Annotated in this window: 18 protein-coding genes and 1 other annotated feature; of the genes, 5 read left to right on the top strand and 13 right to left on the bottom strand. The window is 38.1% G+C overall.

The features are described 5' to 3' along the window. Positions 1-96 precede the first annotated feature (96 nt). The gene (locus BN1243_RS19990) at positions 97-1908 is read left to right on the top strand and encodes a M3 family oligoendopeptidase (protein WP_062109801.1); all 1812 of its coding nucleotides are present in this window, start codon (positions 97-99) and stop codon (positions 1906-1908) included. A gap of 109 nt (positions 1909-2017) precedes the next feature. Here BN1243_RS19990 and BN1243_RS22400 read toward each other — a convergent pair whose 3' ends face one another. From BN1243_RS22400 to BN1243_RS19980, 3 genes are all read right to left on the bottom strand, one after another. Then, entirely contained in the window at positions 2018-2170 is a 153-nt protein-coding gene (locus BN1243_RS22400) for a hypothetical protein (protein WP_195892138.1), read from the bottom strand. 137 nt (positions 2171-2307) lie between these two features. After that, complete coding sequence (locus BN1243_RS19985) at positions 2308-2799, bottom strand: hypothetical protein (RefSeq protein WP_230200266.1); 492 nt, start codon at positions 2797-2799, stop codon at positions 2308-2310. A gap of 377 nt (positions 2800-3176) precedes the next feature. Continuing rightward, the gene (locus BN1243_RS19980; RefSeq protein WP_062109798.1) at positions 3177-3587 is read right to left on the bottom strand and encodes a carboxymuconolactone decarboxylase family protein; all 411 of its coding nucleotides are present in this window, start codon (positions 3585-3587) and stop codon (positions 3177-3179) included. A 542-nt stretch (positions 3588-4129) separates the two neighbouring features. Here BN1243_RS19980 and BN1243_RS19975 point away from each other — a divergent pair. Next, the gene (locus tag BN1243_RS19975; protein WP_062109796.1) at positions 4130-6199 is read left to right on the top strand and encodes a family 20 glycosylhydrolase; all 2070 of its coding nucleotides are present in this window, start codon (positions 4130-4132) and stop codon (positions 6197-6199) included. Between the two features lie 251 nt (positions 6200-6450). Next, positions 6451-8580 (top strand): type IA DNA topoisomerase, encoded by a 2130-nt coding sequence (gene topB, locus BN1243_RS19970; protein ID WP_062109794.1) that lies wholly within the window; start codon positions 6451-6453, stop codon positions 8578-8580. Between the two features lie 79 nt (positions 8581-8659). Here the strand turns inward: topB and BN1243_RS19965 are convergent, their stop codons facing one another. Continuing rightward, on the bottom strand, positions 8660-9913 hold the full coding sequence (locus BN1243_RS19965; protein ID WP_154669910.1) for an extracellular solute-binding protein: 1254 nt from the start codon (positions 9911-9913) through the stop codon (positions 8660-8662). 346 nt (positions 9914-10259) lie between these two features. After that, positions 10260-10528: a binding site (T-box leader), on the top strand. A gap of 147 nt (positions 10529-10675) precedes the next feature. On the opposite strand from BN1243_RS19965, the gene asd reads away from it, so the two are divergent. After that, positions 10676-11761 (top strand): aspartate-semialdehyde dehydrogenase, encoded by a 1086-nt coding sequence (asd, locus tag BN1243_RS19960; protein ID WP_062109790.1) that lies wholly within the window; start codon positions 10676-10678, stop codon positions 11759-11761. A gap of 336 nt (positions 11762-12097) precedes the next feature. Beyond that, positions 12098-12520 carry a hypothetical protein gene (locus tag BN1243_RS19955; RefSeq protein WP_062109788.1) on the top strand — a complete coding sequence of 141 codons (423 nt, stop codon included), beginning with the start codon at positions 12098-12100 and terminating at the stop codon, positions 12518-12520. Between the two features lie 106 nt (positions 12521-12626). Here BN1243_RS19955 and BN1243_RS19950 read toward each other — a convergent pair whose 3' ends face one another. The 9 genes from BN1243_RS19950 to BN1243_RS19910 all read right to left on the bottom strand — a co-directional run bounded on the left by BN1243_RS19950 (position 12627) and on the right by BN1243_RS19910 (position 25586). Further along, the gene (locus BN1243_RS19950; protein ID WP_062109786.1) at positions 12627-13298 is read right to left on the bottom strand and encodes a 5'-methylthioadenosine/S-adenosylhomocysteine nucleosidase family protein; all 672 of its coding nucleotides are present in this window, start codon (positions 13296-13298) and stop codon (positions 12627-12629) included. Between the two features lie 97 nt (positions 13299-13395). Then, the gene (locus BN1243_RS19945; RefSeq protein ID WP_062109784.1) at positions 13396-14844 is read right to left on the bottom strand and encodes a GGDEF domain-containing protein; all 1449 of its coding nucleotides are present in this window, start codon (positions 14842-14844) and stop codon (positions 13396-13398) included. A 253-nt stretch (positions 14845-15097) separates the two neighbouring features. Further along, the gene (locus tag BN1243_RS19940) at positions 15098-16201 is read right to left on the bottom strand and encodes a flavin monoamine oxidase family protein (RefSeq protein WP_062109782.1); all 1104 of its coding nucleotides are present in this window, start codon (positions 16199-16201) and stop codon (positions 15098-15100) included. Between the two features lie 366 nt (positions 16202-16567). Beyond that, positions 16568-17482 carry an aminoglycoside phosphotransferase family protein gene (locus BN1243_RS19935; protein ID WP_062109780.1) on the bottom strand — a complete coding sequence of 305 codons (915 nt, stop codon included), beginning with the start codon at positions 17480-17482 and terminating at the stop codon, positions 16568-16570. 363 nt (positions 17483-17845) lie between these two features. Further along, on the bottom strand, positions 17846-21706 hold the full coding sequence (locus BN1243_RS19930) for a glycoside hydrolase family 2 TIM barrel-domain containing protein (RefSeq protein WP_268258090.1): 3861 nt from the start codon (positions 21704-21706) through the stop codon (positions 17846-17848). A gap of 495 nt (positions 21707-22201) precedes the next feature. Further along, a complete protein-coding gene (locus BN1243_RS19925; protein ID WP_195892166.1) occupies positions 22202-22930 on the bottom strand; it encodes an amino acid ABC transporter ATP-binding protein in 729 nt (242 codons plus the stop codon). 27 nt (positions 22931-22957) lie between these two features. Next, complete coding sequence (locus tag BN1243_RS19920; protein ID WP_062110811.1) at positions 22958-23623, bottom strand: amino acid ABC transporter permease; 666 nt, start codon at positions 23621-23623, stop codon at positions 22958-22960. Between the two features lie 33 nt (positions 23624-23656). After that, positions 23657-24439 (bottom strand): transporter substrate-binding domain-containing protein, encoded by a 783-nt coding sequence (locus tag BN1243_RS19915; RefSeq protein ID WP_062109775.1) that lies wholly within the window; start codon positions 24437-24439, stop codon positions 23657-23659. Between the two features lie 457 nt (positions 24440-24896). Next, positions 24897-25586 carry a 5'-methylthioadenosine/S-adenosylhomocysteine nucleosidase family protein gene (locus BN1243_RS19910; protein ID WP_062109774.1) on the bottom strand — a complete coding sequence of 230 codons (690 nt, stop codon included), beginning with the start codon at positions 25584-25586 and terminating at the stop codon, positions 24897-24899. Between the last annotated feature and the right edge of the window lie 324 nt (positions 25587-25910).

The following is a 25910-nucleotide window of genomic DNA, read 5'->3' as shown; positions in this document are numbered from 1 at the left end:
TTTTCTAATAAACTTAAATAAGGAACAGAAGTAATTTCTTAAAGAAGGCTTAAGAAGTACAGCATACCTAATCGACCGATTGAGAGGAGAGAAAAAATGAAATACATAAACACGTGGGATTTGGAAAGTATTTTTCCAGGCGGAACGAATTCTGCTGAATTGCAGACAAAAATTAAAGCCGTTGAAGAGGATATCCATGCCTATCAAGCATTGTTAAACGAATGGGAGATTCACACCGCTTCTACTGTGGATCATTTAAAAAAGCTTTTATCTAAAAGAGAAGGTATTGGGAAAGGCTTAGGCCAATCAGCTACTTTTGTTCAAATGTGGCATGATGCCTATATGAATGACGAGCATGCGAATGTTGTCATGGGTCAAATCATGAAACTGTACAGTGAAATGCAAAAATTGTCCAATTCTTTCACTAAGAAACTAGTTGAGATTACAGATGAAGAATGGAATCAGCTTCTAAACGATTCTGAATTACAAGTAACGGCTTTTAAATTAAACGAAATTCGTGATCAAGGAAAGCGACTTTTATCAGAAGAAGAAGAAAAACTGATTGCCGATTTAAATAATGACGGACTGGCCGCTTGGAGCCGTTTATATGATACGACGGTTTCGATCATGACGATTCCTTTTACAGACAAGGAAGGAAAAACAACGGAATTGTCTGTTGGCCAAGCGATGAATCGAATGTATGCTGATCCGGATCCCGACGTGCGGAAACAGATTTTTGAAAATTGGGAAGCAGCTTGGACGAAATATGCACCAATCTTTGCTGATACGATCAATCATTTGGATGGATACAGAATTACATTACAAAAAGCTCATCAACGTGAAAATCATTTAGAAGAGCCATTAGAATACAACCGGATGTCAAAAGAAACACTTGACGCGATGTGGGGTGCCGTCGCGAATAACAAGCAACCTTTTATTGACTTTTTAAATCAAAAGGCAAAAATGTTAGGGATGGAAAAGCTTGGTTGGCAAGATGTTGATGCGCCTGTAGCAGTCGGTGACGCGAAACCAACTCGTTTCACCTATGATGAAGCATGCGATTTTATTATTAAAAATTTCGCTACTTTCGGTTCAACATTAGCAGACTTTTCAGAGCATGCTTTAAAAAATCGCTGGGTAGAAGCGGAAGATCGCCCAAACAAGCGTCCTGGCGGCTATTGTACAAGCCTTCCTGAATTTGAAGAATCACGGATTTTCATGACCTTTACTGGTTCAACAAGTGATGCTAGCACATTAGCTCATGAATTAGGCCATGCCTTTCATAGCTATGTCATGAAAGATTTACCGAGTTTAAATCGCGGATATGCGATGAACGTTGCTGAAACAGCAAGTACTTTTGCTGAAACGATCATCGGGAATGCGACAATCAAAAATGCCAAAAATGATGCGGAAAAGATTTCTTTATTAAATGTGAAGCTGGAAAATGCGACAGCGATGTTCTTGAACATTCACTCAAGATTTTTGTTTGAAGACGCTTTTTATCAAGAACGCGAAAAGGGAATTGTTTCAGAAAAACGACTCAATGAATTAATGGAACAAGCACAGAAAGAAGCTTATTGTGACAGCCTGTCCAGCTATCATCCTCATTTCTGGTGCAGCAAGCTTCATTTCTTTATCGACAGTGTGCCATTTTACAACTTCCCATACACGTTTGGATATTTGTTCAGCTTGGGAATCTATGCAAAATATTTAGAGCAGCCAGAAGGATTTGAAGAGAAATATATTGCCCTCTTAAGAGATACAGGTTCTATGAAAGTGGAAGAATTAGCTGCAAAGCATTTAGGTGTTGACTTAACAAAATCAGATTTCTGGGAAGCAGGAATCAAATTAGCCGCAAAAGATGCAGAGGAATTTATTCAGTTGACGGAAAAAGCAGGTATAAATTAAAAAGCTTGAGGATTTTAGGGTCTGTCACTTCACAATACTGAAGGACAGACCCTAGCTTTTTTAACCATCTATTAGGATATTTTAAATACGATAAAGTCCTCTTTCATGTCTATCCTTTAATTAGCGGTATTAAATAACTTATAATAAACCACATGATTCCGAAAAAGATAATGAGATAAGTAGCATATTTGATGAAAGTGGAAGCTACTTTACTAGAATCAGACTTCCTCTCCGTCCTTTCGACTTGCTTATGCTCGTCCATTATGAACAACTCCTTAGTAGAGGGCTTGTTTATTCTTAAATACCCTTGGGGAGGAAAAACAAACTTTTTTAAAAGCACCCCATTTTGGCTTACGGTAAAACGAAGTTATCTGTTCCACGTGCAAATCATGATTCTATTTATTTAATTCGAATCTCAATTTCATTTTTATATTGCTCTGCTAAATCGTCCAATACCTCATTTGCATGATGATTATATTCTTCTATGCCGTATTCATCATCCTCTAATTCACCCAATATTTGTTGAATATAAGTATTAGCATATACAACCATTTCAGCGGATGCTTCCTTATACTTTTTATAATATTCTTTAGGATCCATTCCAAGTTTCCTCGCCTGAGGATCAGCAAATGCACGAATGGATTGCGCTTTCGCACTGTATAATTCATCCGGGGGATACTCACCATATGTCTCCTCTAACTCTTTTAATTGCTTGGAAATGTCTATATTCAACTTTTTTACTTCCTGTTCAGCCAATTTAGCTTTCACAATTCCATCAATCATCTTCGTTATTGCATCATCTGGATACAAAATACGCAAGTAACCAACTGTAATCTTCTCACCTCGAACAATCACTGCAACATCCTTATCCTTATTAGCTGTTGAATTCATACACCCACCCAGTATGAACAAACAAATAAGGAGCATACAACTAGCCCTTTTGTACATCGTACACCTCCATAATTCTCCTTCGCTTACTATATATAATGATTCAATTTTTGATAGCATGACTGACTTTTTAAAATTCCCTATAACAAAATGGAAATAGCATCGACTCAGGATTCGAGCGAAACTATCATTTAAAACAAGTGTTGCTTAAGATTGGATACCGCTGTAGGCCCATATTGAAGTTAGCTTTTTCCGTATCTGTAACCCATAATTTTCAGAAAATAAAAAATGGCTCCTTTCAGCAAGAATCGCTGGTAGGAACCATTTTTTTAGCACAGTCTTGTCTTATTCATTTGTCACTGCTATACATCCATTTCTGTTCAATCAACAGATGCTGTAACTTTTACACCCTGTTCGGCAAACACTTCTTGAGTAACTTTTAAGGCATTCAGAACACTCGGGAATCCTGTATACGGGATAAGATGGATAATGCATCCGACAATCTCTTCCGGTGTTAACCCAACACTAAGTCCCGTTTTGATATGCATCCCAATCTGCGGTTTCCCTTGGGCAACTAAAGCTGTAATCGTTGTAAGAACTTTTTGCTTGTTTGAAAGTCCAGGACGTGAATAAATGTCGCCAAAAGCAAATTCAACCACATACTTGCTCAAATCAGGAGCGATATCTTTAAATCCGTCCCCAATATCCATAAAACCAGTTGGATTATCATCACTTGATGATGTAAGTTCCTTTATTTTGTCGATACCTTGTTGATAACGATCCTTCGTCACTTTAAAATCCTCCTTGAATCATTACTCATCCATTCATTCAGTAGATAGTTATTTTAATAAAATTAAATTTTTCAACAATTTTAGTATATAACCTTTAATGATATAAGTAAAATGAATACTACACTATTTAAAAAGCCCTTCTCACAATAGTCAAAGTTAGTTCAGCTTAGGATGATGCTTTTGCATGAATGAAACAATAATAATTTGTTACCTTTATTCCCTTGTTAGTTCCTTTATCACGAGCATATTTTTCGAACTGTCTTTGGACTTTATCTAAGTACGTTTCTTTAACATAATCAATAAACTGTTTACTTTGACCAAAGAATATGTAGTGAATAACATCTTCTGGTGTAGGTATAAACGAGTTTATTAGGAAATTCCGTCAGCGCAATCGCAAAAGTTATTTGAGACTATTCAAAGTACCATCGTTATTCGTAAACTAGCATAATTTTCAAAAACACTTTACGTCCTTCTGGTTTTTCCGTATGATAGCGGTAACATCTAGAAAAGGCAAAATCGTTATTGGAGAAAGGGAGAGATATATGTCAAACTACGAGAATCGTTCAGAGGAAGTAACCTCAACTGAAGCACTCATTTGGAGTGAAGATTTTTCTGCTGGAAAACTTGAAGCAGGAACATACCACAATGCCGGGATTGTTCAGCAAGAGACAGGAAATCACATCGCAAGAGTTGGACGGGTACATACAGAGGGTTCTGATACTCCCATGAAAAATACAAGTATTGATCGTGGGTCTATTACCTTCACTGTTAAGAATCTTGAGCCAAGCACGAGTTATAAGTTTACAGCGAAGGCATGTGTTGATGGAGAAAAAGGAAAAATGTGGGTTGGTGTTGTTGATTTTGAAAATGAACTATACCATATACCAAAGGATGTTCATGAAGAGGTGACATCTACATCTTGGACGGATGTAACGGTTGAGTTGACAACAGGTCCACGAACTTCTGAGGTTGCCTTTTACTGTCTATTAGTCGGCCTTCCTAGCCTAGGTTATTTGAAGGACTTAAGCGTTTATAAAATAAACAGACAAAGTGAAAACCTAACGAACGAATCTACAACTTCCTTCGAACATGCAGAAGATGAATTTCCTGTTACGATCCCTGCTGTACAAAAATTTACTTTTGATGGTCGTAGCGGAAATTGGTATTTGCCAAAAGAAGGTCGCATTATAATTACTGAAAATGATAAAAAGCTCCTCTATGATGATGCAAAATTATTTCAATCCGAACTGATAAATGCAACTGCTGAAAAGGCTGATTACACGGTAACAGTCGGCAAGCAAACAGATGCCAAGCCTGGTGACATTGTGTTTACTTTAAAGCAGGGTATAGACAAAACGAACGGTTATACTGGAGAAGAAGCTTATCAGATAGATATTAACCAAAAAGTTATTACGATAACAAGTAGTTCTAGTACAGGTATTTTTTATGGTACACGTACAATTCTGCAAGCTTTGAAAACACAAAACTGGTTGCCTAGTGGAACCGTTATCGATTGGCCAAAAGATAAATTTAGAGGATTACAAGTTGATACGGGCCGTCGTTATTTTAGTATTGACTGGTTGAAGCAACAAATTCGTGATCTTGCTTGGACAAAGATGAATCTTTTACACATTCGGTTAAAAGATGGCGAGGGGCTTAGAGTAGAAAGTGATGTTGCCCCTGAACTAGTCTCGCCAGAACATTATAGTAAACAAGAGATTAGGGACCTCATTGCTTATGCCAAGCGTTATCATGTGACTATTGTCCCAGAGATTGATACGCCGGGACACTCAAATATGGATGTGAAAGTTTATCCTCATTACGGACTTAAGTTAAATGACGGTTCACTCCAAGGTGTATTGGATTACACAAAACCAGAAGTGAGGGAATATGTGAAACGGTTAGTCGAAGAATTCGCTGATTTGTTCCAGTCCCCATACTTCCACCTTGGTGGAGATGAGTACGAACAAAAGCCGGAAGATGCTCCACATTTGCTTGACTGGGCAAAAGAACAACTTGGCCCTGGCGCGACGTGGTACGACGGCTATGAATTATACTTGAATGAACTTGGTGAACTATTATTGGATAAGGGAATCAGACCTTGGGTATGGAATGATATGGTAGATCCAGGCGAAGGTGTGTTTGATCTTAACAAACAATTCATCATCGATTACTGGGCTAAATGGGACCGTTCACCACTGATTGAGGAGTTCCATAAAGCAGGTTACGAAACAGTAAATAAAAACGCAGATTGGTTGTACTATGATTTATGGCCAAATAAAATTGGCGGTGATGATCCAAGAAGATTCCCTCAAAATCTCTATGAAGTATGGCAGACAGATGCCTATATGAAAAAGGCTGCTTGGGGAAAACCTGTTACTCGACCACAAGATGATCACACTGTTTACCTTGAGAATCAAGGAGCAGGACATCTCGGTGCAATGTTTGCAATCTGGGATGACCCACACACTTGGCCAGCAGAAAGTTGGGTCTCCAAAGGAATGCTGCCACGCTTCAGAGCTTACGCACAAAAGGCATGGGGATTAACAAACCAGATTGAAACATATGCTGAATTTGAATCCTATATCTATCGAATTGGTTATGCCCTTTAGAAGGCATGGGAACGACAATCGAAAGTTTTACGCATGAAGAAGGCACAACTAGAGTAATGATCTAGTTGTGCCTTAACTGTATTTTGGTGTGCATGATCTATTTACGCAAACTTTTGGAATCCCCTGCTTAGAATCCCCTATTTGATTCTAGATAATCATCTTTTCTCCTATTAGACTTCCAATATAGCAATTCTTCTCACAATATGAGATAATAAGAACAAATGTACGAATCTATATTCAGAGGTGAAATCATGAAGCTGGTCATTCTAGCCGAAAAACCTTCCCAAGCAAAAGCCTATGCTGATGCTTTCTCCGTAAAATCCCGTCAAAAAACCCATATCGAACTCAACCCGTGTAGCACATTTCCGAACGGTGCCATCATTACATGGGGAATCGGCCATTTAGTGGAATTGAAGGAGCCAAAGGAATATCGAAAAGATTGGGGTTCATGGAAATTGGACACCTTGCCGATTCTTCCGAGTAAATATGAGCATAAGGTTTCCTCTGATAAAAAGGTGCAGTTCCATTATATTAAACAATTATTCAATGATCCTGCTGTGACGACGATTTTAAATGCTTGCGATTGTGATCGTGAAGGGTCGAATATTTTCTATTCCATTTACAATATGACCGGAGCCAAGAATAAGACGATTAAAAGGCTTTGGATCAACTCATTGGAAGTCGATGTGGTGCGTAAAGGGTTTCATAATCTTCAAGATAATAAAAAAGATCTGTTGCTCTATTATGAAGCAAAAACGAGACAAATTAGCGACTGGCTTGTTGGGATGAATGGAAGCCGGCTGTACACGTTGCTTTTACAACAAAAAGGATTTAGCGAGAGCCTTTCCATTGGTCGGGTGCAGTCCCCAACGGTCTATCTTATCTATCAACGTCAGAAGGAAATAGAAAATTTTATTTCCACTCCTTTTTACGAAATTGAAGGAAACTTCACTGCCCAGCACGGAACGTATAAAGGAAAAGCAAAAATGAAGAGTGATAAAAAAGAGGAAGTGGAGCAACTACTTTTTAAACACCATATAAAAGACCAAAATGACGGTTTAGTAAAATCAATGACAAAAAAAGAAAAACGTGCCAAATCACCGAAGTTGCACGCATTATCAACATTACAAGCCGTTGCTAATAAAAAATGGAAATACAGTCCTGCCAATGTATTGAAAGCAGCTCAAGCTCTTTATGAGAAAAAGCTAGTCACCTATCCGCGGACAGATACCCAATTTATCACTGGGAATGAATTTGCTTACCTTGCCAATAATATTGAACGTTACCAACAAATTGCCGGTGTCTCGTTTCCGATTTTCTCGAAAAGACCGAGTAAACGCTATGTCGACAGCTCCAAAGTACAAGAGCACCATGCGATCGTTCCGACCAAAAATATTCCAACCGAAAGTAAACTGCAAGGATTATCCATGCAAGAAAGAAATATATACTTTGAAATTTTGAAAACAACCCTTGCCATGTTTCATTCCGATTATATTTATGAAGAAACGAAAGTGATAACGGACGTGAGCGGACTAGAATTTCATACGACAGGAAATACAGAAATTAGTAAAGGTTGGAAAGAACTTTTCACAGATTTAAAGAATGAAAAGATAGATAGAAAAAAAGAAGTGATACAAGTCATTCCAAAACTGACAAACGGGGAAAAGGTATTAGCAGCCGTCAAAATGATAGAAGGTATGACGACTCCTCCAAAACCATACACAGAAGGACAATTGATTGGAATGATGAAAACATGCGGGAAAGCAGTTGAAAATGAAGAAGAAATGGAGATTTTGCAGGAAGTAGAAGGACTCGGGACAGAAGCGACACGGAGCGGGATCATCGAAACGATTAAAAAACACGGTTATATAGCCGTCAATAAAAATATCGTCACGGTCACGAAAAAAGGTGAAATTCTCTGCCAAGCAATTGAAGGTAATCTTCTATCAAGTCCATCCATGACAGCAAAATGGGAAGCCTATTTAAGAAAAATTGGGAATGGCGAAGGTTCACCAGAGCGCTTCATCGAAAATATCGGTAAATTCATCAAAAAACTGCTGGAAGATGTTCCGGGCCAAATAAACGGCGTGGCACTGGAACAAAACATTACCCATAGCGGCAAACCAATCGCCCACTGTCCATCCTGCGAAAACGGCAAAATCTCACCGTGGAAAACATACTACCGTTGCAGTGAGCATGCAAATGGCTGTAAGCAAACTTTTCCAGGACAAATGCTCGGGAAGAAATTGAGTGAAAAAAACATTAAAGATTTATGTACGAAAGGCCAAACTGGCATCATTATGGGAATGAAGTCAAAGGCTGGCAAGAAGTTTAATGCAACCTTGAAGTTAGAAGGTGGCAAAATTACGTTTGTATTTTAGTATGCCTGGGGGAAGGTTGGATGATCCATTCTGATTGTGGTTTAGACAAACCGTCCCTCAGGCTAAATACCGGTATGAATTATCTCCTCATACACGGTACTATATCATAATCCCGGGCTTTCATATCATCTACAATTACCCTATACTCTTCTCCCATTTCACGAATAAACGAAACAACGTCTTTATTTGAATGAAGAAATTCTATTGTTTTGTCACGCATAAACCATTCATATCCCTCATCATATACAGAACTACACGGTACCCTTTCGACTTTTTGAGATTCTGATGTTAAGAAAGCAATAACGGCCCATGCTGCTTCTTTATGTTTACTCTCTTTTGCAATGGCCAATGATAAAACACCATCTTCGGTGTCTCCACTGTTTAATTGTCCCTCCCATCCCGGAACGGATACGGTCCCAAAGTTAAAGTTTTCGTATATAGCTAGTGCCTCGACCAATGATCTATTTCGTACGACCATTGCAATATTTTGTGACCGTTTTTCAAATCCATCCTCTTCCCCATCATTAGCACTTAAAATAGCTGGGATACTCCGAAATTGATCAAGCCAATCAAAATATTTTTTTGTATCAGGATGATTGACAAATAGAACTTCTCCTGTTGCGGGATCAGTACCTGAAACTTGTAATTGTACGAATGGAATATGGGAAGGGTCAAAAATCCCTAGCCCTCGATATTCTGTTTGATTTCGTTCTAGTGTTAGTCCTCTTGCTAAATCTATAAGCTCTTCCCAGGTCATCCCATCTTCAGGATATGATTCGCCAAGCAGATCAAAAATATCTTTATTATAAAATAGTGCAAATTTGTTGTTCTCTAACGGTAAACTGTATAAATGCCCACTTCCCGTCGGATCCAAGGTACGTTGTCTTTCGATCACTTCCTCTTCAAAAATTGTATAATCAAAGTTTGTTACTTCTATATAACCATCCAGAGATTCAAAATCAGCTAAAGGTGCCTCTAGGAAAGCTGTTGATCTTCCCAGTTGAATATCAGGCAAATCCTCACTTTTCAGACCATTAGCACTACCACTCATTAATTCTAAAGTAATAGCGGGAAACTTTGATTCTACCTTTTCTTTATAACGTTCACGAAATATTTCTTCATCTATGTCCATGCTTATTTTTAAGGTAACTGGTTCTCCCTCATATCCCCAAGTTCCCACTTTTTTAACGCCCTGATTATAATCAATTGGCAGAACCGCTTTTTGAGGCATATATCCTCCTCCATCCGATTGATCCGTATCATTGAATGAACAGCTAATAATCAATATCAAAAGAAAGAGAAATATAACAGCCAATACATACCACCTTTTCAACAGGGCATTCAGCCTCCTTTTATATTTATTTGAAAGTATCTGGTCGAGCTTGAGAGCCGGGGAGATTCGGTGGGGCGGTTCTTGCGAGAATAACCATAATACTCCGATTATATTTTAGAAAAACCGTTCCTTTGACATCGGCCTGCAAATCGCACTTTTCATATATTACAATTCACTCATGATCAATTTGTATATTTACCGTAATTATACCAAATGGAAGCCGCTTTTAGAGGTACTACGGTCTTCTTTGTGAATTTTTAACTTCTTGTTTATCGCAGCTGTTTAAACTATATTTAAAAGATAATACTTGCCTAGAATGAAATTTCTGGTAAAATAAATTCAATATTCAAATGCGATGAAGAGACGAGTAAATAAAGTAATGCTTTCACAGAGAGCTCCGTTTGCTGGAAAGGAGCAAAGCGTTTTTTATTGAATAAAAACTCCGAGCAGTACATCGGAACCCGAATTGGGGGATGGTGTGTCAGGAACTCCTGTTACAGAGCTAGAGTATAACCATTGCATATCGTATGTCATGGCGTACTCGAAGAGGCCAGGTTTGGTGACAAATCGGCGAAGCTAGGGTGGTACCACGAGTAATCAAATCTCGTCCCTGAGACTAAAGTCTTGGGGGTGGGATTTTTTTGTTGCCTCAAAATAATGGGGACGGAACCCGCATTTAGTTGGGGCAGCAAAAGCCCTGATGGAATATGGTGGGAGCAGATTGGCATTCATCGTTTATTATAATAAGGAGCTGAAAGAATTATGGGAGAAAAATTGAGAGCTGGTATTATTGGTGGTACGGGAATGGTTGGTCAGCGATTCGTGCAATTGCTTGACAATCATCCTTGGTTTGAAGTGACGGCTATCGCAGCCAGTGCTGGATCAGCAGGCAAGACATATGAGGAAGCCGTGAGCAATCGCTGGAAGATGGACGGCCCTATCCCTGAGCAAGTGAAGCAGATTGTTGTACAGGATGCGTCAAAGGTGGAAGAAGTTGCTTCTAGCGTTGATTTCGTCTTCTGTGCCGTTGATATGAAGAAAGAGGAAATCACAGCGTTGGAGGAAGCCTATGCGAAGACAGGCACACCAGTCGTATCCAACAACTCGGCACATCGTTGGACATCAGATGTACCGATGGTGATCCCAGAGATTAACCCCGAGCATCTTAACGTTATTGAGGCTCAGCGCAAGCGACTAGGTACTTCAACTGGATTTATTGCAGTTAAGCCAAACTGCTCCATTCAGAGCTATGTACCAGCTTTACATGCACTTCAAGCGTTTCAGCCTTCAGAGGTTGTTGTCTCTACCTATCAAGCCATCTCTGGAGCTGGCAAAAACTTCACCGATTGGCCAGAAATGTTAGACAATGTCATCCCTTATATCGGCGGTGAGGAAGAAAAAAGTGAGCAGGAGCCATTGCGTATTTGGGGCCGTGTCGAGAATGGCGAAATCGTCAAAGCGAACGAACCAGTCATTACATCACAATGTATTCGCGTCCCTGTGACGGATGGCCACCTTGCAACGGTCTTCGTCAAGTTCCAAAATAAGCCGACGAAGGAGCAAATTCTAGATTCCTGGCGCCAGTATAGCGGTCGTCCGCAGGAGCTCGAATTGCCAAGTGCACCGAAGCAATTTATAAACTATTTCGAAGAAGAAAACCGTCCGCAGACGAAGCTCGACCGGAACATCGAGAATGGTATGGGCGTATCCGTCGGCCGACTACGTGAAGATACCGTGTACGACTATAAATTTGTCGGTTTGTCTCACAATACATTGCGGGGAGCTGCTGGAGGTGCAGTACTCATTGCCGAGCTGCTGAAAGCAGAAGGATACATTCAAGCTAAGTAATTCCCAGTACACCCCCTTTTGGGGGATAGCGAATTTTCTTCAGTAGTGAAATTTTAAAATGGTGTGCAAATTGACAACCAATTTTGCACACCATTTTTGTTGTAAAGGGTTATGGAATAGATAGGACTATAATGTTTGTTTTATAAGAAAAGATTGTAGGCTTAAGTGCAAAAGTTAAAGGTAACTTAACTGAATTCATCTTTCACTTTTTAATTGATAGTCATTTCTCGTAAACTTTAATCTATTCATTTATATAATTGGTACTATCGGTACTGGTATAATCCGCCAGATAGACTTAAAATGGGATGGCTATATGATCAATTAGGAGGAATAAGCTTGAATGAATTTGGTGAACTTTTGTATGCTGGCAAGACCGACAGCAACAAAAATGGTTTTGCATTTATTCTTTTAGGAATTATATGCATAATTGGCGCGAATTTTATCTATGCAAAAATGATGTTGATGGTAATTGGAGGCGTGTTTACGCTTGTCGGATTATACCTGCTTCTATTTAAACGAAGTGATCAATTTTCAATCTATGAAAACGCGATTGTTTTGACTATAAAAGGGCAAGAACTTTCAATTCCAAAAGAACAGATTAGCCATATTGAATATCAGGAAATAAAAGTTAGAAGAAGTCCGGTTGTGAGCTATTATCCAATACTTATATTAAACAATGAAAACAAAGTGTTAATTAATAAGGCATTTAATTCCGTAATTAATCAAGATTTCAAGAAAGTTATCGAGTCATACATTTAAATAGCACGATTTTAAAAAGGACAGTTATCTATTTCAGTAACTGCCCTTTCTTTATATAAATTTAATAGAATACGGAACAAAGACTAGAGATGATTAATTAAAACGATTAAATAAACCTTTTTAAATAATCTCCAAATATTTTGTTCATAACCTTGGGGGTGTTTTCTAAATAAACATTAATTTGTTCATTGTTCGATTGGAATTTATCAGAGTCTCTTTCATCTGTTGGAAAATCAGATATTCCTTTTATAATAATGCACTCGACATCGTTCTTCTTACATATATAAGCAATTGCACCCGCTTCTGTATCGGCTATTGTTATTTCGTTCTCTTTAAGTTCTAAATAGTCCTTCCACATAACTACTGCTTTATCAGCGGTGCCGATTGTTCCCGTATAAAAGTCACTTCCATATTTTGATAGATCAATATCGACTATGAAGGATTGTTTAATAAAAGGCTCAATTTCTTTTACTGTACAATCATATTGAACAGCTTTATTAGGTACAAAAATATCTAAATTAGTAAACGTATCATCTATTCCTGCACATGTTCCCGCAACAATGACTTTAGTTAAATGAAACTTAGAAATCATATACTGAGTACCACCAACACCATTTACCTTTCTTACACCGGTACTATAAAAAACAAGTTCAGTATCATTAATTGTTCGTATGAAATACTCGCCATAAGGGTAATTGAAACGTTCATTGTCTTGTATGCCATAGTATTCCAAAGTCGCTTCATATTCCCACTTCGTAGCTATACTTATTCCTATCACGGCTTATCACCCTACAAATATTAATTTGTCATTATTGTTCACTTTAGCGACTCCAGTAGTTGAACTGGATAGACGAATATTTCACTTTACGCTGAGTTTAACTATACGCTATCCCCCGCCTTAAAATTTTTTCTTCATACATAGTTTGGTCTGCCTTATCTAGGATTTCCTCCACAGTGGTAAGTGTACCAGGCTTGTAATAGGAGAATCCGTGGCTAGCTGAAAGTTCATAAGGCTTTTGCCCTGAAAGATTGAAACTATGAAAATCTAGTTTAATATTTTCCCATATCGCTTCAACTTTTTCTATATTTTTCCCGAGGAAAATGATAATAAATTCGTCACCACCCCAGCGGAATAGCACATCACCGAAGTCAATATTACGATTGATAATGTCGCAGCTTGTCTTGATGAGATCATCTCCAACAGAGTGCCCGAAGTTGTCGTTGACGGTTTTTAACCCATTTATATCTATGTAACAAACAATAAATTCTTGTTGATGTGGCCCGTGAATTTTCTCTTCCAACAGGATCATTCCGCTTCTCCTGTTCATCACACCTGTTAGCGTATCAAAAGAGGCATGCTTCAGCAGTTCTTCTTCCTTTATCTTTAGGTTGGTAATATCCGTAACCCCAATCAGAATGCAGGACTGGTCCAAATACTCGACTAATTCCAGACTGAGCATGGCCCATTTTTTTAGATTAGCGCTTACTTGATACTCCAATTCATAATTCTTAATACTTTGATGCTCGTCCAGCATTTTTAAAATAGTCTGTTTTTCGGAGGGATCTGAGAATAAAAAATTCCCATTGATTTTATTCATGTCTTGATCCTGCAAATGGTAATATTCCATCGCCTCATGATTGATAAGCAAAATCTCGTCATTTTGGCGGTTTGTCAGAATCAAGGGGTATGGATTCATATGAAATAATCTTCGAAAACTCTTGGCATTTCTTCTTAACTTCCATTGATTATCAAAGTCGCCTTTTCGAAGCTTATAGAGCATAAAGGCAATCGTGTAGGAAATAACGGCCGTCCCGGTTGAATTGATCATTTTTGTAATTAGCGAGAAGTGATCAGCGTCTATAATGGACAGCCCAATCAAAAAATAAATGTGATTCATACAAAAATAGAACAAAAGCTTACCAGGCTGTATAGGGAAAATAACAGAAACCCCAAGTAAAATAATGATATACGCAGAAATATTACCATTTAATAACTGGCTGTTAATAGAAGCCGTCGCGCCAAAAAATAGAAATAAGACTAGGTAGATATGGACAATGCAGCCTTTTGATGCACCTTTGTAAAAGTAATAAATGAGTAGAAATAGAATAGATAGCAAAAAACCTGAAAGGTGAATAGAGGCAAGAACCCATCTATATACCAGGACTGTCACTTTATTTAATAGGAATAAGTCCGCATAAAAGAAACCGGGATATGTGAAAATAAGCATAAAAGAAACCAATTTAAGCCGTTCAAAAAACAATCCATTTGAGTACGCAATAAAATCTTCCTGGTCATCAATACTTTTAGTTGAAAATAATCCCATTATTTAAATACCCCTATTAAATTTAAATTAGTTTAATATAACTAAACATATTATACACTGTGAGTAAATAAATAGGGCTAATTTATTACTGAATTTAGGTCTAATACACTATAAAAATATCTATTCCTTGACATTATTCACGTATTTTCTTAATCACTTTTTCCGAAATGTTTATGAAGAATGGATCATGTATAGCGATATCAAAAAAAACGACTCTATTTTAGTTTTCAGAGTCGTTTTTTCGATTCATATTTTAACTGTTATTCCAATTCACCAATTCAAAAACGGCTTGTTCAGCTGACTGAAGCGCCCCTTCAAGATGTCCACCAAATTGTGAGCTCGTCTCTGTTCCAGCAAAGATGATTTTCTTTTCCCATATCCCTGCTTTTGGTGGTGTTCCATACTTTGGAAAATCCCTAAGCGGTTCCAAATCCTCCTCAACAGCCGTTTCAGAATCTTCGGCCCAATCCTTGTACAGAATAGCCTTTGTGTTTTCAGCCGCGGGCCCAAAAAGCCTAACGAATTGATCTTTAACCAGTTTTAATAGATTATCTTTTCCCAGTTCATGGCGCATTTTTGCTGGTATTCCGAAGAAACCAAATAAGGCACCGGTGCCTGTGTCTGGAGAAGCATCATGAATTTCTTGCAGAGGTCCGATCCGGCTCGATACAAATCCAGAGAGTCCTGCATCTCGCCAAAAGGGACGATCATAGACTGCGACTGCCTTAGCTTGTCCCGCCATCCACGTTGGTTTGTTTATAAGATCAAACAGAAGATCTGGAGGAAGAGAAGGAGAAAAATGAATATGACGCGCAACAATTCTGGGAGGCAATGCCAAGATAACCGCATCCGCTAAGTAAATTTTTCTTTTTCCATCAGCTTCTTCTGCCTCAACTGTGACAGCCCCAGCTTGCTCCTGTTGAATGGACATAACTTTAGTATTTAACTCAACTATCCCTGGGGGAAGCGTATCTGCTAGAGCATCAATTAGAGACTTCACACCTTCTTTGAAGCGCATTGAAGTTGCGTTAGAATTTTCCGGAAGCACGTGGCGCTCTGGCGCTTCATTTGGGAAACGTTCAAAAAGCATCGCTCCTTGCGTATATTGCACGAAAGTCCCTACATTCAGTTCTTTCACAAGTTCACTAATCGAACTCTCATACTGTGGCCAAAACCATGACGGCCCGAGGTCAAATTTGCCTAGATCGGGCTTGATTGGAACTGAAGTGCTTAAGACCCTGCCGCCTACCCTATCTCTCGCTTCTAACACCTTACATGTAATACCCTGTGCAGTCAGTAATGTTGCAGCCCGTAGACCAGTTAAACCAGATCCAACAATGACTATATTTTTATTCATATACCTTCCTCTTTCTAGCCATAGGCTAAATGTACACGTAAACCCGCCATACTCCTTTTAGGATGACTCGTCCAAATATAGCATCGTTTACAAAATACGTTCTACCTGAATTTTATCATTTATTTCAGAAGTCCTATAATTAGAAGATCATTCTTGAATTCAGTTACTAGTCGAAACATTATCAAGCCATGTTGTTAAATGATAAACAGATGTTTATTAACTTCCAAAAACCAACTGAACATATAACAATTGTAATGGTTTTATTAAATTTCAATTCCTACACAAAAAGTATTCTCTTATTTCCAAAGCACTCTTTGTATGGGGAAATCAGGGAAGTTATCATTATCCATATGATTTTATGGTATTTTATCTCTCGTATTGAGCTGAAATATCTCCCAAATACCAGGTCGGGATAGGATTATTCATACCGTCAAACCAAGTTAAAACATCGTTTGCCTGATTTTTCATAACGGTAACATCTTCTTCACCGAAAGGAATTGCCCAATAGATGGAAGACAACGTATTACTACTTATATAAAGAGCTAAAAGCGTAAAAAAATGCAAAGGCGGTCTTCCATGAAAATAACCATTAAGTTGTCCTGTTGCGAAGTGTGGGCTGACAGTTGCACTCCAGACAATGCGGTTAAATTCTTCCCACGGATCCCCGTAGTCATTACGGTTGAAATCGATTATACTTAGTTCTCCTTCTGACGAAATTATCATATTCCCCACATGGTAATCACCGTGTTGAAAAGATTGTGGCCTCCCTTCAAGTAGATGCCTATTTTCCTTAATATAGTCGATGATTTTATCGTCACCATCTATTTTAATTCCACAGTTTTTATAACTTTTGATTTTGTTATCTATTTTGCGATTAAAACGTGCTTCCCATTGTTCTTGTCCATCAGGTGCAGGAATTTCGTGGATCTTTCTTAATATTTGCCCTGATGTCACACCAAGTGCATATTGTTCCGATTCGGTCATCTTCGGCAACATCATTTCTGCATCATCTCCATCACACCATGTGAAAAGAGAATATACACTTTTGCCATTGTCACAAACCCCAAAATCAATTGGTTGCGACATGGGTACACCAGATTCAGCTATTCTCTTCATCATTTCAAATTCACTGATTTTACTATCATACTCTGAAATATCGGCTATACGAAGCAACTTTTTTTCGTTCATCACCGTTTTAATATAGTACTTTTTGTCACTAGACCAACCTTTGATGATTGGTTTGATTTTTTTAAACGTTTCGTAGTCTTTAATATCGAGCATTAGTTTACCTCCCCTACATGTTTTTATCGATTTTCAATTTCCATTATACATGAATAGTTATCAGTATTTTCGGAGTCTTGGGGTTAATTGAAATGCCTTGTTTACAGGTAGGGGAAAACTTTGGAGCGGGGTATTATTATTTGTTTTCACGCTGAATAAAGAAAAAACTCAACGACTGCGAATAAATACAGAAATTCTAAATTTTCCACACGAAATATACTAAGGTAAAAAGCGTCTTATACGATTGCTGAAAAATACAGAAAATAACGTAATGTATAAAAAATAGTGACCTTTTATAGGTCACTATTTTTTCAAGACTCTTTCTCCTGACGGGGGCGTTGATTTTCCTTACGGATCATCCTCTCACGAAATATCATCTTCTAGTGAATGTCCCTTAGGTGCAGATTGATCTAAATAAATCGTATAGACTTCTCTCGTTACGTGATCTTCTGATTCTGTAATCACGCGAACCACATTCTCGTATGGTTTCAATACTGTTACTGCAACGTTTTTATCACTTTCCGTTTCAATAACTGCTTTTTTATATTCCGTGTAGATCACTTTACGCTTTAGCTCTGATGTTGAGACACTGTTGCCATTTAGTAAAATATTATTTAGAGTCGCTTCAGTATTTACCTTCAGTGAATTATGTTCAACCCGTAATTCTACTTCTGTAAGCCCAACGGCACATTTCTTACCAGCATCATTCGTTCCAGGATCACTTGTTAGGACGATTTTAAATCCAACAGCTGGAACACCACGGAAACGATAATTAACCTTCGTCGTATTTGGAATACCTTTTGATGCTTCACCACTTGTTATTTGTACGTTTTCTATTTTTGTCCAAGTTGCGTCTTCTGTTCCTTCATTAGACCAATATAGTTCCACATTTTTAGGTAAACGTGCAGCCCCATCATCTTGATAGAAATATAAGTCAACAGATCCAAAGAATTGTGCTGTTGCATACGTGAAAGTAATTTCTGCTTGGTTATGGCCTGTTTGAGCCATATTATAGTTCGTCCATACAGAAGGGTTCGGTCCTTCTTGAACTGTCGTGAATCCTGTATGACCATCGACTATTGCCATTAAACGATCAGATTGAAGTTCTTCAGGTATATCTTGTGTTAATGTTAAGTAATTACTTGCTATATTATCCCCTAAAGTAAACTCTGCATCAGTAACGCGTACAGACGCCGTTACAGAAATTATTTCACCAAACACCTCAGATGTTCCGTGAATGGTAACAAGTCCAGGTTTTTCATAGTTTTTAGCGTTTTGAATTTCCCATTCAACTAGGAATTCCGTTGCTAAAACTTCACCTGTCTCGATCACAAGCGGTCTACTTGAAGGCAAACTTACACTGTCAACTCCAGTCGGTGTTGCAAGTGAATAATGTAGCAGTGCCCCTACCGATTCAATCACTGTAACATTCGTCGAGACGCGAAGATTATACTCATTCACTTGACCTATAACGTTTACAGTTCCAGATTCAGCAAACTTGTTTTCTGCAATTTCCCAAGTAATTGGAAGAGTTTCTTCCGTTCCATCACTAAAATGCAACTTCGTTTCAGATACAAGCGTTGGTTGAGATCCTAATTTCACATAGTAATTTTTAGGCATTGTATACCCAATAATACGTCTTTCTGTTGAGAATCCTGGGTCAGGTGTCGTTGTAATTGTTATGCTCTGACCTATGATTCCTTCAGATTCTACATGAACCGTCATTGTTCCTATGTTAGTTGTTGATTTTACAATCGCAACTAGTTTTCCATTAAATGCTTTACGTTTGCCACTATCATATGGTTCATGGTCGACTTGGTTACCATTGTCAAGTGCCATAAGCGCTCCATCACCACTTACACTTACATGAATGAAGTTTGCAGCATCCTCAACGATGTCACCATTTGCATCGATCACATCAATTGTAATATAGGACAAGTCACGTCCATTCGCTACAATCAATTCGCGGTCTGCTGTAACTTTTAGTTCAGAGGCTTCTTTAAACGTTGTCACACTGTCACGACCTTGTGTATCAGTGATAACAATATCATTTTCATCATAGGCTACAGCATAAACTGTTCCAGCTTCATAAGGCACATCCCAAGTTAGGTAGAGATTTCGGAAGTCTTGGGCTTTTTTATCACTACCCTCATAGATCTGATAGGTGTACCCTACATCTGTTGTGTATGTTGTAAATGTTTTCTTGCCCAGTGATGTTTCTACACCATTCTCATTTCTAAAGAATAATTCAACGCTTCGTGCATTACTGTATACATCAACACGGACATTTCCATTATCATCCAATTCAATCATATCTTTCTTCCAAGTTGGAAGTATATGAAGCGTATTGACTTCCTCATTCCATTGGGATTGATAGAAATAGAATCGATCCTTTGGAAGACCTGCTGTATCAATAATCCCGAAATAACTTGATTTTGGTGATGGCCAACCACCTGTGGCACCTGAACCAACGTTATTCCAAGGGGTAGGTTCTCCAAGGTAGTCAAACCCAGTCCAAACAAATTCGCCTGCTATAAAGTCACGGGTAATAACCGTATACCATGAATCCGCTGCAAGTTTACCCCACCCCACAGTGGACTCATCATAGGATGTTAAGTGTTTATTATAATTAGATGGTTTATATACCCCTCGACTGTTGATAGATGATGCTGTTTCTGCGGCATATAGTTTCCAATTCGGGTATTGTTTATGATAATAATCAAATTGCTCGCCATCTGCATAATTTAATCCAAAAATACCATCGTGCTCTGTCAATTTGTTCCCAAAGCCTATGGATTCGCCCCAATTTGCTTTCAGTTTGTTGTCACCAATCGTAGCTGGACGCGTTTGATCAACTTCAGATACCCAGATTACTAATTGTTCTAAAATACTAGGATATTCATTATATGGTCCACTGTTACCTTCCATCACCTCATTGCCGACTGACCAGCTAATGATTGAAGGTGCATTTATTCCACGACGAACCATCGTCTTTACGTCAAACTCCGCCCAAGTCATGTCTGGAGTTGCACCCAACAATGGATTGTCACCAACCGATTTTTCAAACCATGTAGCATAATCATTTAAATTACCATTTTTGCTGCCTACCCATGTATCAAATGCTTCATCAATGAGGATAATACCTTTTCGATTGGCAATTTCAATAAGTTCATCAGCTGCAGGATTGTGTGTAACCCGAATGGCATTGGCACCCATCCTTAACAAGATTTCGACTTGGCGTTCCATCGCTCGATAATGGGCTGCTGTACCCAAAGATCCTTGATCAGAGTGCATGCTTACACCTTTTAATTTAACGGGTTCGCCATTTAAATAAAATCCTGTCTCTGCATTAAATTCAATTGTTCTAAAACCGTAGTCTGCTACATATTCATCGATCACTTTCTCCTCTACTAAAACTTCTGTAACAATTTCATATAAATGAGGATTGGCTAATGACCAGAGCGTCGGGTTATTTATTCGCAAAGAAACATGAGATGACACTGATGCATTCGCATTGATTTTCAATGGATTACTTTGTCCGCTAACTATATTTCCTTTTGAATCCTTTTCACGAATGCTTTGTTTTACAACGACATTCACGTCTTCAGATGACTGATTTTGAATGACAGCATGAATCTCTACATCAACATCTCGACCTACTTGATTTTCAAGGTTTGGAGTAAATACTTGAACACCATAATGATCAACATGAACATCATCTGTTAATGTAAGATGCACATTCCGGTAAATACCACTTCCTGAATACCAACGACTTGACGGAAACTTATGATCGACACGAACCGCCAGAACATTTTCGCCATCGTAATTGAGATAGTCAGTTAAATCATAGGCAAATGGTGTGTACCCATATGGATGATCCCCCAACTTATGTCCATTAATATACACACTTGCATTCATATAAACGCCGCCAAACTCAACAACAACACGCTTGTTTTGAAGGGATTCGTCCAGTGAAAATAACTTGCGGTACCATCCGATACCACCAAGCTTATAACCACTTTCTGCTTCACCTGCTTGAGTATATGGCAGGCTCAAACTGTAATCATGGGGTAGTTGTACAACATCCCATCTCGAATCATCATATGTATTTAATTGTGCATTACTTTGGTCACCATAAATAAATTTCCAATGATTATTAAATAATTGACGCCGCGCAGTATCACTTACACTTGTTGCGGGAGTAAACGTTTCATGTGAGCTAATTGAATATTCTCCTTCCTTTGTGTTAACAGTACTTTTTATAATAACTAGGGATCAAAAAAGAGCATTTAAAAACTTTTTAGCTATCTATTGTCTTCAGATAAACCGCTTTCTTTCTTTTGAGCCATTATTCGTTTTAAAGCCATGGAAATAATATCATCACCTAGTCAAAAAGCTGAAACAAGTAGAGTTATAGTAAAATGGGAATGATGCATGACAAAGACTATACTACCAGGCAAATCTCTCATTTCACATGCAATGATTACAACCTTTTAACATGAATTCCCTCCAATCATATACTAACATATTCATTTTATAATAGAGGCGTTTTCAGTTCAAATGAATGTGAAAATACTTTCATAATACTATGAAGTCACTGCGAGGATCATTTGTCTTTTCCTTTAGGAGTATTCACGAGGAAGGATTAATCTTGAACGTGTTTTTGTTTTAATAAAAAATACGCGGTCCTGCCTAAAACAGATAGACAGGACCGTGTGTTTATTTCATAATTGTCGTCTTTAAAAACTCCTGAGTTCTCTCCTCTTTCGGATGGTTGAAAATTTGCTCTGGGTTGCCGCGCTCAATAATTTTCCCATCGTGCATATACACAATCCAATCAGCTACTTCTCTAGCAAATTCCATTTCATGAGTAACAACAACCATTGTCATCCCATCTTCAGCCAATTCTTTCATAGTTGTTAAAACCTCACCAACAAGCTCGGGATCAAGTGCCGATGTCGGCTCATCAAAAAGCATGATTTTCGGTTCCATCGCAAGGGCTCTAGCAATGGCTACCCGTTGCTTTTGCCCCCCTGACAGTTTACTTGGATAGACGTCAGACTTATCTTCCAGGCCAACCTTTTCCAGTAATTGTTTTGCTGTGGAAATTGCCTCTTCTTTGTCAACGCCTTTTACCATAATCGGTGCTTCAATAATATTTTCCAAAACGGTTTTGTGAGGGAACAAGTTGAAATGTTGGAACACCATTCCTACCTTTTCCCTAATCTTATTCAGATTATCCGTTTTTGGGTCGATTTCATTGCCCTCAATAATGATATCGCCGCTATCCTTTCTTTCTAAAAAGTTCAAACAGCGAAGGAGCGTACTTTTCCCTGAACCACTTGCTCCTATTAAACAAACGACATCGCTCTCAAAAACGGTCATATCGATATTTTTTAATACATGTAAGTCTCCAAAGGATTTATTCAATTGCTGTATTTTAATCATTTCTTTTGCGTCCAATATTCTCCCCTCCTACCTGTCACTAATTGCTAATCTCTGTTCAAATCGATTCACTAGAAATGTCAACAATGCCACTAACAATAAATAGTAGACTGCTACTATAAGCAAATAGGTCATTTCATCAAAATTATTGGACCCTAGTGTTGTCGCTACATTAAACAGTTCATTCATCGAGATAAATGCTGCTAATGAGGAATCTTTTAAACCGATGATAAACTGATTGCCCAATGGCGGCAGTGCTTGGCGAAATGCCTGAGGAAGAATAATCCTTCTTAATGTCGCTGCTTTAGTCATCCCTAAAGAACGTCCTGCTTCCATCTGTCCTTTATCAATTGCCTTGATGGAACCTCGAAAGATTTCAGAAATGTAAGCTCCATTATGTAACGCTAATGCAAGGGAAGCCGCCCAGAAATCAGGAAGGAGGAAAATTCCGCTAATACCGAAATAGAGGATAAATATTTGCACGATCAGCGGAGTTCCACGAACCAGATAGACATATGCATCTGAAATGAGTTCTAACACTTTTATTTTAGATATTTTTAATAAGGCAAAGAATAGTCCGATTACAATTCCGATTAAGATCGAAACAACCGTCAACTCTAAAGTCAAAAGCATGGCTTTGATGAATACATTTTTTGTTTCTATTAATACCGTGAAAAAATGCGAAAAACTTGGCAAGGCACCCACTCCCTTTCTTTCCATAGTATTGGGTTATTCTGGTTTTTTCGTAATATCCTCATCGAAATATTTCATACTAATCCGAGAAAGTGTCCCATTTTCCTGGAGTTGTTCCAGCGCCTCGTTTACACGCTTTAATAGTTGGGGGTTATCCTGTGGAAGCACAATTGCTTGTTCACTGTGTTCAATTAACTGTTGCCCTTTAATCTCAAACCCTTCCTTCGCAGCATTTTTCCCGGTGACAAAATCGGTGATTACAGCATCATGACGTCCGCTGCTTAACGCTTTTAAAGCTGTAATATCGCTGTCATAGGTTTTGATATTGTCTGTATACTTGGAAGCTGTATCGGCATAAGTTGAACCTTTTGACACAGCCACTTCTTTCCCCGCTAAGTCATCAACAGTCTTAATTTTACTGTCAGGTCTAGTAAAAATTTGCGGTCCAGAATAATAGTATGGAATCGTAAAGGAAACATGTTTGCTCCGCTGTGGATTAATCGTGTGGCTAGCAACAGCTGCATCCGCGCGACCAGTTTTTACCCCTTCTACAATCCCCTTGAATTTAATACGCTTCTGAACGGGCTTAAGTCCCATTTCTTTTGCAACTGCTTCGCCGACCTCAACATCAAAGCCCGACATGGTGAGATCATCATTCATATAACTAAATGGCTTAAACTCACCAGAAGCAGCAAAAATAAATTGATCTTTATGTATCAGTTTAGATCCGTCAGCAAGCTGCTCCTTCTCCGCACAAGCAGATAAAAAGCAGACAACGATAAAACCGAAAACTAATAATATTTTTTTATTCAACCACATGTTGACTATCAATTCCTTTCTCTCTCATTTATCTCTATAACACCCCTAGCTATGAATCTTACTTATGAAAAATGAATACCCCATTCATTCCGCGATGAAACAAATAACATACTAAGTGGATAAGATTATCGATGGATGATATTACCAACTTAGTATGTTTTTTAAAGTTATAGTAAGAGGTGAAAGAGAGCTCGACCAGCCTCTAAGAACTATAAACCGAGAATCATATTTAAGTATGTTCGGCCATTGAGCTCGTGTATAGGATATTGGAATCGAAATGAATAAATGAAGATCTTTCATATTGATAATGAAAAGAGAGGGAAAATATTGGGAATATTATTGCTTTAGATATTTCTATGGGGAAAAGCTAGTAATATAGTACATGATGGTCAAACTTGTCTTTCTAAAGGTGACATTCTTCATAATATAGTTAGTTTTGAAGCATTGCTTAATGAAATCAAAAAACTTCCTGAAGAACTTGTTCTTGTTTTTGAATCAATAGGTATATTTTACTCATAACTTTGGGGGTGTTTTCTAAATAAACATTAATTTGTTCATTGTTCGATTGGAATTTGTCAGAGTTTCTTTCATCTGTTGGAAAGTCAGATATTCCTTTTATAATAATGCACTCAACATCATTCTTCTTACAGATATAAGCAATTGCACCCGCTTCTGTATCGGCTATTGTTATTTCGTGCTCTTTAAGTTCCAAATAGTCCTTCCACATAACTACTGCTTTATCAGCTGTGGCAATTGTTCCGGTATAAAAATCATTTCCATACTTTGATAGGTCAATATCAACTATGAAGGATTGTTTAATAAGAGGCTCAATTTCCTTTACTGTGCAATCATATTGAACAGCTTTATTGGGTACAAAAATATCTAAATTACTGAACTTATCATCTATTCCTGCACATGTTCCCGCAACAATGACTTTAGTTAAATGAAACTTAGAAATCATATACTGAGTACCACCAACACCATTTACTTTTCTTACACCGGTACTATAAAAAACAAGTTCAGTACCATTAATTGTTCTTATGAAATACTCACCATAAGGGTAACTGAAACGTTCATTATTTTTTATGCCAAAGTATTCCAATGTCGCTTCATATTCCCACTTCGTTGCTATACTTATTCCTATCATCGACTTATCACCCTACAAATATTAATTTGAATTTGTCATTATTATTCACTTTAACAAATCCAGTCCAAGTGCGTAGAACCACCTAAAAAAGCTATCAGCAGTTAGTGAAGAATTATATTGGAACTGATAGAGGATTTCATTTAAAGCTGAGTTTAACTGTACAATATCCCCGCCTTAAAATTTTTCTTCATACAGAGTTTGATCTGCCGTATCTAGGATTTCCTCCACAGTGGTAAGTGTCCCAGGCTACAAGCACAACCGAGGTATCATCTAATTTTTCAACCTTAAACTAATAGCTTAGCAATATTCGGATTTTAAGGATGA

The organism is Bacillus niameyensis (genome assembly GCF_001375535.1).
GTDB classification, from domain to species: domain Bacteria; phylum Bacillota; class Bacilli; order Bacillales; family Bacillaceae_C; genus Lederbergia; species Lederbergia niameyensis.
This window is presented reverse-complemented; position numbering and strand designations above follow the sequence as displayed.

Bases quoted from the DNA above. Each gene is read 5' to 3' on its own strand.
- BN1243_RS19990 (WP_062109801.1), top strand. From the start codon at position 97: ATGAAATACATAAACACGTGGGATTTGGAAAGTATTTTTCCAGGCGGA.
- BN1243_RS22400 (WP_195892138.1), bottom strand. From the start codon at position 2,170: ATGGACGAGCATAAGCAAGTCGAAAGGACGGAGAGGAAGTCTGATTCT.
- BN1243_RS19985 (WP_230200266.1), bottom strand. From the start codon at position 2,799: ATGAATTCAACAGCTAATAAGGATAAGGATGTTGCAGTGATTGTTCGA.
- BN1243_RS19975 (WP_062109796.1), top strand. From the start codon at position 4,130: ATGTCAAACTACGAGAATCGTTCAGAGGAAGTAACCTCAACTGAAGCA.
- topB (WP_062109794.1), top strand. From the start codon at position 6,451: ATGAAGCTGGTCATTCTAGCCGAAAAACCTTCCCAAGCAAAAGCCTAT.
- asd (WP_062109790.1), top strand. From the start codon at position 10,676: ATGGGAGAAAAATTGAGAGCTGGTATTATTGGTGGTACGGGAATGGTT.
- BN1243_RS19945 (WP_062109784.1), bottom strand. From the start codon at position 14,844: ATGGGATTATTTTCAACTAAAAGTATTGATGACCAGGAAGATTTTATT.
- BN1243_RS19940 (WP_062109782.1), bottom strand. From the start codon at position 16,201: ATGAATAAAAATATAGTCATTGTTGGATCTGGTTTAACTGGTCTACGG.
- BN1243_RS19935 (WP_062109780.1), bottom strand. From the start codon at position 17,482: ATGCTCGATATTAAAGACTACGAAACGTTTAAAAAAATCAAACCAATC.
- BN1243_RS19925 (WP_195892166.1), bottom strand. From the start codon at position 22,930: ATGATTAAAATACAGCAATTGAATAAATCCTTTGGAGACTTACATGTA.
- BN1243_RS19915 (WP_062109775.1), bottom strand. From the start codon at position 24,439: ATGTGGTTGAATAAAAAAATATTATTAGTTTTCGGTTTTATCGTTGTC.
- BN1243_RS19910 (WP_062109774.1), bottom strand. From the start codon at position 25,586: ATGATAGGAATAAGTATAGCAACGAAGTGGGAATATGAAGCGACATTG.